This is a genomic window from Streptomyces palmae, assembly GCF_004684805.1.
Lineage (GTDB): Bacteria > Actinomycetota > Actinomycetes > Streptomycetales > Streptomycetaceae > Streptomyces > Streptomyces palmae.
The window spans coordinates 1-12,089 of record NZ_SRID01000206.1 but is presented as its reverse complement, the minus strand read 5'-3'; the positions used below and the strand labels follow the sequence as shown (position 1 = coordinate 12,089).

At 73.6% G+C, this 12,089-nt stretch carries 9 protein-coding genes; all 9 read right to left on the bottom strand.

Annotated elements, in window-relative coordinates; translation table 11 throughout:
• A partial coding sequence (locus E4099_RS20385; protein WP_245245035.1) for a serine/threonine protein kinase occupies positions 1-1,756 on the bottom strand: 1,756 nt, incomplete at its 3' end.
• A 49-nt stretch (positions 1,757-1,805) separates the two neighbouring features.
• Positions 1,806-3,131 (bottom strand): coiled-coil domain-containing protein, encoded by a 1,326-nt coding sequence (locus E4099_RS20380; RefSeq protein ID WP_135340531.1) that lies wholly within the window; start codon positions 3,129-3,131, stop codon positions 1,806-1,808.
• A 99-nt stretch (positions 3,132-3,230) separates the two neighbouring features.
• The gene (locus tag E4099_RS20375) at positions 3,231-4,328 is read right to left on the bottom strand and encodes a glutamate ABC transporter substrate-binding protein (RefSeq protein ID WP_135340530.1); all 1,098 of its coding nucleotides are present in this window, start codon (positions 4,326-4,328) and stop codon (positions 3,231-3,233) included.
• Between the two features lie 14 nt (positions 4,329-4,342).
• Complete coding sequence (locus E4099_RS20370) at positions 4,343-5,650, bottom strand: hypothetical protein (protein WP_342451932.1); 1,308 nt, start codon at positions 5,648-5,650, stop codon at positions 4,343-4,345.
• A gap of 679 nt (positions 5,651-6,329) precedes the next feature.
• Positions 6,330-7,358, bottom strand: coding sequence for an N-acetylglucosamine kinase (locus E4099_RS20365; RefSeq protein ID WP_245245033.1), 1,029 nt, complete (start codon positions 7,356-7,358; stop codon positions 6,330-6,332).
• Positions 7,349-8,638, bottom strand: a complete 1,290-nt coding sequence (locus tag E4099_RS20360; RefSeq protein ID WP_135340529.1) for a 6-phospho-beta-glucosidase — start codon at positions 8,636-8,638, stop codon at positions 7,349-7,351. The genes E4099_RS20365 and E4099_RS20360 overlap by 10 nt, the downstream gene beginning before the upstream one ends.
• On the bottom strand, positions 8,635-9,540 hold the full coding sequence (locus E4099_RS20355; protein WP_135340528.1) for a carbohydrate ABC transporter permease: 906 nt from the start codon (positions 9,538-9,540) through the stop codon (positions 8,635-8,637). Before E4099_RS20355 ends, E4099_RS20360 begins: the two co-directional genes overlap by 4 nt.
• Before the next feature lie 3 nt (positions 9,541-9,543).
• Entirely contained in the window at positions 9,544-10,527 is a 984-nt protein-coding gene (locus E4099_RS20350; protein ID WP_135340527.1) for a carbohydrate ABC transporter permease, read from the bottom strand.
• 11 nt (positions 10,528-10,538) lie between these two features.
• Positions 10,539-11,879, bottom strand: coding sequence for an ABC transporter substrate-binding protein (locus E4099_RS20345; RefSeq protein WP_446697072.1), 1,341 nt, complete (start codon positions 11,877-11,879; stop codon positions 10,539-10,541).
• Positions 11,880-12,089: the final 210 nt, after the last annotated feature.

Below are 12,089 nucleotides of genomic sequence, written 5' to 3'. Positions count from 1 at the left end.
GCCCCGCACCGGGCACCGACCCCGGCCCCGAGCCCTGCGACGGCCCCGCACCCGTAATCGAAACCGGTACCGACCCCGCGCCAGGCACCGGTCCCGCACCCGTCGCCGCTCCCGGCGTGCCCGGCACCGCCGCCCCCCGTTCCGGGGCCTGGCGGGGCGCCGGGACTCCGGGGCGTCCTGCCCGGGCGGGCTTACCGCGTCGGCGGCGGCCGGTGGTGCGGGCGCCCAGCCGGGACGGGTCCTCCGCCGGTTCGGCGAACAGCTCGGTGTCCACCACCCGCAGCTCCGGCCCGAACAGCGTGGACAGCGCCGGGCGCGGCCGGCCGGTCTGCAGCGCCACCACCTCGCGCAGAACCCCGGTCAGCTGGTCGGCCATCTCCTGGGCGGAGCCGAACCGGCGCCCCGGGTCCGGGTCGGTGGCCCGCACCAGCAGCCGGTAGAAGGACTCGTAGGTGCGGAACACCTCGATGTTCTCCGGGGGCGGCAGGCTGTCCACGAAGACGTTGGTGTAGCCCTGGAAGTCGAAGGTGAGCACGGCCAGGGTGCGGGCGACGGTGTAGAGGTCGGAGGCGACGGACGGCCCCGACTCGGCGACCTCGGGCGCCTGGTAGCCGACCGTGCCGTATATGGCGCTGTCCGCGTCGTCCATCCGCCGCACCGCGCCCATGTCGATCAGCTTGAGCTGGTCGCCCTGCTGGATGGCGTTGTCCACCTTGAAGTCGCAGTAGAGCAGGTTGCGGCTGTGCAGGTGGCCCAGCGCCTCCAGCGCCTCGATGCCGTACGCGCACGCCTGCTCGACCGGCAGCGGATCGCGCCTGCCGTCGGGGGCGCGCCGCTGGTTGGCGATCTCCTTCAGCGACTTGCCGCCGACGTACTCCATCACGATGTAGCCGTCGAGGCTGCCGGTGCGCTGGTCGAGGTGCTCCACGAAGTTGTAGATGCGCACGATGTTGGAGTGCTCGATCTCGGCGAGGAAGCGGCGCTCGGAGACGGCCACCGCCAGCGCGTCCTCGTCACCGGTGTCCAGCAGGCCCTTGAGCACCACCCAGCGGTCCGACACCGCGTGGTCTATGGCCAGGTAGATCCAGCCCAGGCCGCCGTGTGCCAGGCAGCCGGCCACCTCGTACTGCCCGTGCACCACATCGCCCGGGTTCAGCTTGGGGACGAAGGAGTACGGGTGCCCGCACTTGGTGCAGAAGCCCTCGGTGCGGCCCGGCCGGCCGGCCCGCGACCGCCCCACCGGCGCCCCGCAGTCGCCCCTGCTGCAGAACCGCTTGCGCTCCGGCACCTCGGGGTCGGCCAGCACCGCGGTACGCGGATCGGGGCGCGGCACCTCGGGCATGCTGACCAGTCCGGCGCCCAGCCGGTTGCGCCCCGAGGAGGCGGTGGAGGAGGAACGGGAGCTGCGCACCGACACCGAACGGGCCGTCATCTGACCCGAGGCCGAGCGGGACAGCCGCCCCGACACCGAGCGCGGGGAGGAGCGGGACGGCGCCGAGGAGCGGGAGCCACGGGATCCACGAGACCCCGCGTGGGAGCCGGCCGAGCCGCTGCCCCGACGCCCGGCCGAGGTGACCCCGGTGGCCGGCGAGTTCACCAGGCCGTCGCCGCCCGGACCGTACGGGGACGCCGGGTTCCGCGAGGGGGCGACCACCGGAGCCAGCCCGCACAGGTCGCAGTACAGCTCCCCGCCGCCCATGTCCTCGTACGAGCCGCCGCAGTCCGGCCGCTGGCAGGGCTGGTTCGCGCCGCTCATGCCGCCTCCCCGTGGCCGAGTCCGGTCGGCCGCGCCGTTCGCTGCCGGCTCACCCGTCACCCCTCCGGTCCTCGGGCCCCGCCTGCGGCGGCACCAGGGCCTCGGCCGCGGCCTGCTGGTAGCGGAGTACGGCGCCCTCGGCGGCGCGCAGATCGCAGGGCGCGCTCCACAGCATCCGGCGCGCCTGGTCGTACCGCTCCACCAGCACCGGGTCCTCCGCCATCCCGTGCCGCGCCACCTTCGCCCGGTAGGCGTCCAGCCGCCCGCGCAGCTCGGCGCGGACCGCCAGCGGCGCGGTGACCGCGCTCAAGGACTCCCGGGCGCGCAGCAGTTCGTCGTCGGCCCGCTGCTCAAGGCTCTCCAGCAGCGGGGACAGCCGGTGCCACTGGGCGCGCCGGCGGTAGTCCGCCGCGGTGGCCAGTTGCTCGTGCAGCGCGGTCGGCGGGCCGCTGACCGCCGGCACCTCGAAGGCCGCGATCTTCGCCAGCACCTCGACCCGGGCCTGCCGGGCCTCGGTCAGCGTGCGGTCGGCGCGGGAGAGCACGTCCCGCAGCCGCATCAGCCGCTGTTCGGCGTCCTGCCGCACATCGAGCACCGCCTCGATCTCGCGCCGTACGTCCTCCAGCGCGCGGGCCGCGTCGTCGTACCGCCGGGTGTCCGGCCGGCCGCCGCCGGGAGCCGAGCTGCCGGTGGCCGGCACCCAGAAGGAGAGCGGGTCGCGGACCACCTCGGCGCGCAGCGCGGTGAGTTCGTCGGTGATGCGCTCCAGGTCGTCGCCCGCGGGGTGTTCGCCGGGCCGCACGCCGACCGAGTGGGCCAGCGAGCGGGTGCGGTGGAGTTCGGCGGCGAGCATGTCGATCCGGGCGGGCAGCGCCGACCACACCGCGTCGGCGGTGACGATCACGTCCAGCGCCTCGGCGTACCAGCGGTTCATCCGGGTCACCAGTTCGTCCAGCGCCAGCTCCTCGCTGAGCAAGGGGGCGCTGGCGAGGCTGCCGCTGCTGGGCAGGGTGACCGCGGGCCCGCCCAGCAGCCGGCCCAGCTCGGCCAGTTCGGCCGGGGTGGGCCAGCGGTGCCGGGCACGCACCTCGCGGGCGGTGCGCAGCGCCTCGGTGTAGGCGTCGAAGTAGGTCCACAGCAGGGAGATGGCCTGCTCGGTGATGGCCCAGCGGCCCTTGGTGAGGCCGGTCAGCTCGGCGCCCTCCAGCAGCCGCCGCCCGGCGTGGTCCTGGAGTGCGAGCAGCGAGGACTCGATGGCCTCGTGTTCGGCGGACAGCCGCGCCAGGGCGCGGTCCGCCTCCTCACGGCTCATGGCGGGCGCGGTGCGCCCCCGGGGGGTCCCCGCAGCGCCGGGGACGGGTCCCGCGACCCCCATCGATCACCTCTCCGAGTGCGTGCCCCGCGCGGCCCTGACCGGTGCCGGACCGTGCGGTGCGTGTGGTGCGCCGGTGGCGGTGCTGCCACCAGTGTGCGGTCAGTCCTTGTATTTCGGCTTGGGCGGCTTCGTCTTCCCCTTCCCGAGATCCTTGGCCAGCCACTCGTCGTACGCCCGCTGCCAGCGGCTGTGCTTCCCGCCGGCGCGGTAGTCGTCGAGCACCTTGTTGACCCGGCGTACCAGGTCGGTGTCGTCCTTGTTCATCGCCACGCCGTACAACTCGTCGGTGAAGGGCGATCCCTTGAGCTCCACCGACGGGTCCTGGGCGGCCTGGCCGGCGGCGAGCGCGTTGTCGGTTATCACCGCGTCGGCCTCGCCGAGTTGCAGCCGCACCAGGCAGTCCAGCTGGTTGGGCACCGGCGGCAGCAGCCGGGCGCCGTAGCTCTTCTTGGCCAACTCGGCCTGAGCGGTGGAGCCCTTGGCGGTGCACACCCGCCGGCCGCGCAGGGTCTCGTCGTAGCCGGTGATGGGCGAGTTGCGGGCGGCCAGCACCTGCTGTCCGGCCTGGAAGTAGGCGGTCGAGAAGGCGACCTGGCGGGCCCGGGCGCAGTTGATGGTGGTGGTGCGCACCACCACGTCGACGGTGCGCTGGCGCAGGGCGGGGACCCGCTGGCTGGTCGGGATCGCCCGGTAGACGACCTTGTCGGGGTCGCCCAGGATGTTCGCGGCGATCGCCCGCACCAGCTCGATGTCGAAGCCGCCCAGCCGACCGGTGGCCGGATCGCGGTAGCCCCAGCGGTAGCTGTTCTGGTCCACGCCGGCGACCAGGAAGCCCTTGGCCCGGATCCGCTTGACCGCGGGGCCGCTCGCCCCGGAGGGCCGCAGACTGGCCTCGGGGGAGTCGCAGTCCTGGGGCCCGGTCTCGTCCTCGAAGTCGGAGTACGCGCCGGAGTCCTGGGAGTCGTCGGAGCGGGCGCGCCCGCCCTGGGCGAGCGGTGCGCCGTGCCCCACCGGGTGGGTACGGTCGGCCCGGTGCGGTACGGCGCCGGGCAGCACCGCGGCCCCGGCGGTCAGCGCGCCGACCGCCCCGACGGCCGCCACCGCCCGGATCCGGCCGCGCCGGGACCGCGCCGGCCGCCCCGTGGCCGGCCTGCCTCGGGGGTCCGTTCGCTCGGGTGTCCTTCGCCAGCCCCGCATTCCGCCGCCCTCCGTCACCGGTACTCCGCCAGCCTGCGGCCTATCCCCAGCACGGCCCCCGCCGCGCCCAGGACCGCCAGTACCCCCGCCCCGACCGCGAGGCCGGTGAAGGCCGCGCGTCCGTCGTCCGCCGCGGAACGGAACTCCCGCTGCTCGTGCGCCAGCGCCCGGGACAGCGCCGTGTCCACCCGGTCGAAGGACTCACCGGTGCTGCCCTCCTTGCCGATGACCGTCTTCAAGGCCTTGTCGTAGTCGCCCTTGTCGTCGGTCTCCCGGGCGGTGCGGTGCCGCTGCTGCCACTCGCGCACCCCGCGCAGCGCCTCGGCCACCGGGGTGCGGCCCGCCTCGTCGTCGGCCAGCGCCGCGGCCCGCCCCAGCAGGCTGTCCGGGGCGGCCGGGCCCTCGGCGCGGCCGGACCCGCCCACCAGCTCGTCCAACTGTTCCTGGAAGAGCACCTCGTAGGCGTCCCTGCCCTGGTCCGGGCCCTCGGTGACCACATCGGCGCCGCGCGCCACCAGGGTCAGGTTCTCCGCCCCGCGCGCCCGCAGGGTGTCGATCCGCGCCTGGTTGAGCACCCGCAGCGAGGCGGCCCCGCGGTCGTTGGACTCGTTCAGCCCGGCCCGGGCCATGCCATGGGCCACCGCCAGCCACAGCATCATCGCGGTGCAGCAGCCGGTGGCGACCAGCAGGCCCTGGTTGAACACCCGGTTGGTGCGCACCCGGTGCCGCCACTGGGCCCAGCCCAGGGCGCCCAGCGCCGCCACCCCGATGGCGACGGCCGCCCAGGGCCCCGCCTTGGCCTCCGTGTAGTCCTGGTCCAGCCGTGCCGACTCGATGTCGTACAGCTCGCGGGCCGCGGGGAGCAGTTCCCGGGCCATGGTGTCGTTGGCGTACCGCAGATAGGCGCCGCCCAGCGGCAGCCCCTGCCGGTTGTTGGCGCGCGCGGCCTCCACCAGGCCGGTGTAGACCGGCAGCCGCTCGCCGAGCCGGGTGATCTGCTCCCGGCCGGCGGCCGAGCCCCCGGTGTTGGCCGCGGCCTTGGCGAGCCGGGTGGAGGCGGTGCGGATGTCCCGCTCGTAGCGCACGCGCACCTCGCGCGGCTCCTTGGCGCCGGCCAGGAACCCGCCGGCGGCGGTGGCGTCGGCGTCGGCGAGTGAGCGGTAGATCCGGGCGGCGTCCGCGCTCAGCGGCTGGCTGCGGTGGACCACCGCGTCCGCCGAGGACGCCCGCTCGGAGACCTGCCAGGCGGTCACCGTGCCGAAGGCCAGGATCAGTACGGCCAGTACGGCGCCGATGGAGCGCAGTCGGCCCGGCTCGGTCACCGCGGCGGCGCGCAGCCGGTCCAGCGCCTCCCGCCAGGCGGGCGGGGCCGCCTCCGGCGCGGGGGGTGCGGGAGCCGCCGCGCCGGCGCCGGGATCGCCGGGGGAGCCCGGCGCCCCCGGAACGCCTGCCGTGCCGGCCGGTCCAGCGGTGGAATACGTGTCCGCCGGCCCCGGGAGACCTGCCGTGCCCGCCGGCCCGGCGGTGGAATAGGCCCCGCCCGGCCCCGGAGCGCCCGTCGTGCCAGGGACGGAATACGCGCCCGCGGCCCCCGGGACGGAGTGCGTGCCCGCCGCGCCGGGCCCGTGCGGTCGCCCGGTCGGCACGGGTCCGCCCGTGCTCGGCGGCTGTGACACGTGACCCTCCCCCTTGGTCGCTGGCGGTGGCCCACCGCCCGGGACAGCGGGGACGGGTCCGCCAGCAGTATGGCCGGAGCCCTTGGCAATCTTCAGCGGTATTGCCCGGATCTTCTTCGGATCGCGATCTTTCGCGGCCCGCCGCACCGGGCCTCTCTCCGCATCACGCGTACCTGCCCCGTTCGGTTCCCGTACGAAACTCCCGTACGACTCCGACCCGGCCCGCCACCGGCCGTCCACGGGCCCGCCGCGGGCCCGCCACCGGTCCGGGCGGGCCGGTGGCGGGCGCTCGCGCGGGTGGGGTACCGCCCGGTCGCCGTGCGGGTCAGCCGGTGTAGTGGGCGCGCAGGGCGCGGTGGGCGGACTCCGGGGCGGCCAGCCGGTCCAGGGCCAGCAGCGCCGCGCCCAGCACCGGTGGGGCGGCGACCAACCGGAGCTCGGCCCGGGGGGCCCGTTCGGCGAGGAGTTCCCGGATCCGGTCCTCCAGCAGCGGGTGCCGGGCCGTCAGCACGCCGCCACCGAGGACCACCGGGACGGGGGTGTCCAGCAGGCCGAGCCGGGCCAGCGCGGTGCCGGCCAGCGTGACCACCTCCTCGGCCTGCCGGTGCACGACGGCCCGCGCCACCGGGTCGCCCGCCGCCGCCACCCGGAACAGCACCGGGGCCAGTTCGTGCCGGCGCCCCGGCCTTATCCGCGCCAGGTGCAGCGCCTCGATCAGCGCGTCCATGTCGGGGAGGCCGAAGTACTCGGGCAGCGCCCGGGCCAGCGCGGTGGGCTCGCCGCGCCCGTCCGCGGCCCGCGCCGCCCACCACAGCGCCTCCTCGGCCAGGAACCCGCCGCCGCCCCAGTCGCCGGAGAGCCGGCCGATGGCCGGGAAGCGGGCGGTACGGCCACCGGGGGCCAGGCCCACGCAGTTGATGCCGGCCCCGCACACCACCGCCACCCCCACCGGCTCGCCCCGGTCGCCGAGCCCGGCCCGCAGCAGCGCGAAGGTGTCATTGGCCACCGTGACCGTACGGCCCCAGCCGCGAGCCTGGAGCAGCTCGGTCAGCAGTTGCTCCTCGACCGGCAGATCGGCGTTGGCCAGGCACGCCGAGACATGGCGCACCGGGCCCCGGCCGCCGTCCGGCAGCGCGGAGAGCACCGCGGCGACCAGCGGGGCCAGCTCGGCCACCGCGCGCTCGGCGCCCACCACCGGAGGCTGGAAGCCACCGCCGCGCGCGCTGCCGAGCACCCTGCCGTCGGTGCCGACCAGGGCGACATCGGTCTTGCTGTTGCCCGCGTCGATGGCCAGCACGGCCTCCGGGCCCGCCGGGACCCCCGTGGCGCCCGCGGCGTCCGTGCTCAGGCCCACGCCAGGTGCTCCCGGTTGTGCGCGATCAGATCGTCGGTCAGCCGCTCGGCCAGATCGATCTGCCCGATCAGCGGATGGGCCAGCAGCGCCTGGAAGACCCGCTGCCGGCCGCCGTGCAGCGCGGCGTCCAGCGCCAGCCGCTCATAGCCGGTGACGGCCGCCACCAGTCCGGCGAACAGCGGCTCCAGCGGCTGCTGCGGCAGCGGGCTCGCGCCCCGCGCCCCGACCGCGGCCGGCACCTCGATCACCGCGTCCTCCGGCAGGAACGGCAGGGTCCCCCGGTTCAGGGTGTTGACCACCTGCACCTCGCCGGTGTCCCGCAGCAGGGCGGAGGTCAGCGCCACCGCCGCCTCCGAGTAGAAGGCGCCGCCGCGCTTGCCGAGCAGTTCCGGTTTCTCGTCCAGCGCCGGGTCCGCGTACAGCTCCAGCAGCCGCCGCTCGATCTCCGCGACCTCGGCGGCCCGCGAGGGCTTGGCGCGCATCTCCCGCACCACCTCGTCGTGCCGGTAGAAGTAGCGCAGGTAGTACGAGGGGACCACGCCCAGCCGGTCCAGCAGGGCGCGGGGCATCCGCAGGTCGGCGGCGATCGCCTCGCCGTGCTCGGCCAGCAGCCGGGGCAGCACCTCGACCCCGCCCGTACGGTCCGTACCGCCGGCGCCGGCCGTGCCGACCAGCCGCACGCCGCGTTCCCAGGTGAGGTGGTTGAGCCCGACGTGGTCCAGGACGACCTGCTCCGGGGCCGCCCCCAGATAGCGGGCGAACTTGCGCTGGAAGCCGATGGCCACGTTGCACAGGCCCACCGCCCGGTGCCCGGCGGTCAGCAGGGCGCGGGTGACGATGCCCACCGGATTGGTGAAGTCCACGATCCAGGCCCCCGGGTTGCGGCGGCGCACCCGCTCGGCGATGTCCAGCACCACCGGGACCGTGCGCAGCGCCTTGGCCAGCCCGCCCGCGCCGGTGGTCTCCTGCCCGACGCAACCGGAGTCCAGCGGCCAGGTCTCGTCCTGGTCGCGGGCGGCCTGCCCGCCCACCCGCAGCTGGAGCAGGACCGCGTCCGCGCCGTCCACGCCCGCGTCCAGGTCGTCGGTCCAGCTGACCCGGCCGGGGTGCCCCTGCCGGGCGAGGATCCGCCGGGCCAGTGGCCCGATGAGCTCCAGCCGCTCCAGGGCCGGGTCGATGAGGGTCAGTTCGGTGACCGGCAGGACCTCGCGCAGCCGCGCGAAGCCGTCGATGAGTTCCGGGGTGTAGGTGGAGCCGCCACCCACGACTGCGAGCTTCAACCCTTGACTCCTGTCAGTGTGACGCCTTCGACGAAGGCTTTCTGAGCGAAGAAGAAGACGAGGATGACGGGGGCCATGACCAGCAGGGTCGCGGCCATCGTCAGATTCCAGTTGACGTTGTGCGCGGACTTGAAACTCTCCAGTCCGTAGCTGAGGGTCCAGGCGCCGGGATTCTGCGCCGCGTAGATCTGCGGGCCGAAGTAGTCGTTCCAGCAGTAGAAGAACTGGAACAGGGCGACGGCCGCGATTCCCGGCCTGGCCATCGGCACCACGACCCGCACCAGGGTGCCGAATTCCCCGCAGCCGTCCATACGGGCCGATTCCAGGTATTCCTTCGGAATCGTCAGCAGGAACTGCCGCAGCAGGAAGATGGAGTACGCGTCGCCGAACGCCATCGGAATGATCAGCGGCCACAGCGAGCCGGACAGATGGAACTGCTGCGCCCACACCAGGTACATCGGGATCACCACCACCTGCGGCGGCAGCATCATCGTCGAGATCACCAGCACCATGGCGGTGCGCCGGCCGCGGAAGCGGAACTTCGCCAGCGCGTAGGCGACCGGCAGCGAGGAGCAGACCGTGAACAGCGTGCCGAGCCCCGCGTACATCAGCGAATTGCACCACCAGTCCCAGAAACCGGGGGTGCGGAACACCTCGGTGTAGTTGGACCAGTGCCAGTCGTCCGGCCACAGCCGGCCGCTCATCGCCTGCTCGTCGCTCATCACCGAGGTGAGCAGGACGAAGACGAACGGCAGCACGAAGAAGAGCGCGGCGGCCAGTGCCGTGGTGTGCACCGCGATCCAGTGCAGCACCGCTCGGCGGCGGGCGGCGCGTACGGCCCGGGGGCGGGGGGCGCGCCGGGCGGACCGCGGCGCCGCGGTGGCGGGAAGCGTGCCGGTCATCGGTCAGTCCTCCGCCGTCAGCAGGCCGGCGCCGCGGCGCATCAGCAGGGTGGTCACGGCCATCGCGATGGCGAACAGCACCAGCGACAGCACGCAGGCGGCACCGGTGTTGAAGTTCTGGAATCCCAGCGAGTAGACGAGCTGCGGCACGGTGAGCGTGGAGTGGTCCGGATATCCGGGCTGCACCACCGAACCCGGCCCGACGTCGACCCCGGAGGCGAGCTTTCCGGCGACCAGCGCCTGGGTGTAGTACTGCATGGTCTGCACCACCCCGGTCACCACCGCGAACATCACGATCGGGGTGATCGAGGGCCAGGTGACATAGCGGAAGGTGGCCAGTCGGCCGGCCCCGTCGAGCCGCGCCGCCTCGTACTGCTCCCTGGGGACGTCCAGCAGCGCGGCCATGAAGACGACCATGAGGTCCCCGATGCCCCACAGCCCCAGCAGCACCAGCGAGGGCTTGGCCCAGTCGGGGTCGTTGAACCAGTTCGGGGCGGAGATCCCGAGGTCGCCGAGGATGTTGTCGACCGGCCCCGTCCCGGGGTTGAGCAGGAAGACGAAGGCCACCGTGGCGGCCACCGGCGGCGCCAGATAGGGCAGGTAGAAGCAGGTGCGGAAGAATCCGACACCGCTTTTGACCCGGGTGGCCAGCAAGCCGATCCCGATACCGAAGACCACCCGCAGCGCCACCATCACCACGACCAGCCACAGGGTGTTCCGCAACGCCGGACCGAACAGCGGCATCTGCTCGAACACATAACGCCAGTTGCGCAGCCCCACAAAGGTCGGCTTCTCCAACTGGTTGTAGTGCATGAAGGAGAAATAGACGGTGGCGATCAGCGGATAGGCGAAGAACACGGTGAAGCCGACCAGCCAGGGGGAGAGGAACCCCAGGGTGCGGACGCGCCGCCGCCGGTGGACACGGCGCAGCGCCTTTCCGGTGCCGACGGACGGACTCGAACGGGCGGGGGAGGTCGAAGTGGCCATGGCGGGCTCCGTCAGTTCTGCGCCTGCACAGTGTCGGCGTCTATCTGGTGGTCGAGGGAGCGCAGCCGCCGGTCCAGGCCGTCGGTGTCACCGGCCTCGTATCCATAGCCGAAGTCCTGGAACGAGACGAGGTACTGCCCGCCGTTGAGGGAGGCGGGCGGGGCACTGCTGTACCGATTCCGCGCGATCCTCAAAAAGGTACGGAAGGACCGGTCGGCGTCCAACTCGGGGGAGCGCAGTGCCGCCTTGGTGGAGGGCACGTTGTGGATGGCGTTGGCGAAGGCGACCACCTGCTTGGTGTCCGAGGTCAGGAAGCGCACCAGCTCCCAGGCCGCGTTCTGGTGCCGGCTGCTCTGCGCGATCCCGATGACGGTGCCGGTCAGATAGCCGCGCCCATAGGTCTCCGGCCGGTCGTCGGGCACCGGCAGCGGCGCGGTGCCCCAGCGGAAGCCCACCTCGGCCTTGTCCAGGAACAGTCCGCGCCATTCACCGTCCAGATGCATGGCCAGCTTGCCGGTCTGGAAGGGGTGCGCCGCGGAGAACTCGTCGCCGAACCCGGTACGGAACTCCTCCAGCGCCTCGTATCCGCCCAGTGCGGTGACGAGTCCGCGCTGGGTGCGCAGGAAGTCCCGGATGCCGGGTTCCTCGGCCAGCCGGGAGCGGCCCTTACGGTCGAAGTAGCGCGGCCCCCACTGGGCGAACATGCGGTCCGGGCTGTTCTGGTAGAAGCGGAAGTTCGGCATGAACCCCAGCCGCCGGTACGAGCCGTCCGCGGTGCGCCGGGTGAGTTTGACCGCGTCCCGCCGGAACTCCGACATGGTGCGCGGCGGACGCTTGATGCCGGCCGCCGCGAAGGCGTCCTTGTTGTAGTAGAGGCCGTAGGCGTCGGCCAGCAGCGGCAGCGCGCACTGCTCACCCTGGTAGGCGGTGTAGTCGAGCAGGTTCTTCGGGAAGACCCGGTGCTTGTCCAGACCGGTCTTCCGCATGAACGGGTCGAGGTCCACCCACATCCCGGAGGAGCAGTACTGCCCCACGTTGTTGGTGGTGAAGGAGGAGACCACGTCGGGGGCGTCGCCGCCTCCGGCCCGCAGCGCCTGGTTGACCGTCTCGTCGGTGACATGGCCGGTGGCCCGGACCTTGATGTTGGGGTGCTGCGCCTCGAACCGCTCGATGCTCTCCTCGATCGCCCGGACCTCGTTCTTCTCCGACCAGCCGTGCCAGAACCGCAGGGTGACCGGCTGGGTCGGATCGTCCTGGTCACTGCCGGTGGGCGGGTTGGCACACCCCGAACCGGCAAGCAGACAGAGCGCGGCAACCCCCGCGCGAACGACCCGCAGGAACACATGAGCCAAGATGGACCCCTTCTCAACACGGCAGGGTCGCGCCCAAAGGGGCGCTGGGGTTACCCCCGGACGGAGTCTGGGGGTGGGGGCACCTCCCGGACGAAGTCCGGGGGAGAACTGCGCGACCAGCCCCCCGGCCCGCACCACGACAACTCACCCCGTGTCGAACACGGCCTCCCGTGCGCCGGCCAGCGCCACCCGCACGGCCCCCGCCAGAAT

What these genes read in the sequence shown, in the direction of transcription:
- E4099_RS20380 (WP_135340531.1), bottom strand. Translation starts at nt 3,131, where the DNA reads ATGGGGGTCGCGGGACCCGTCCCCGGCGCTGCGGGGACCCCCCGGGGG.
- E4099_RS20375 (WP_135340530.1), bottom strand. Translation starts at nt 4,328, where the DNA reads ATGCGGGGCTGGCGAAGGACACCCGAGCGAACGGACCCCCGAGGCAGG.
- E4099_RS20355 (WP_135340528.1), bottom strand. Translation starts at nt 9,540, where the DNA reads ATGACCGGCACGCTTCCCGCCACCGCGGCGCCGCGGTCCGCCCGGCGC.
- E4099_RS20350 (WP_135340527.1), bottom strand. Translation starts at nt 10,527, where the DNA reads ATGGCCACTTCGACCTCCCCCGCCCGTTCGAGTCCGTCCGTCGGCACC.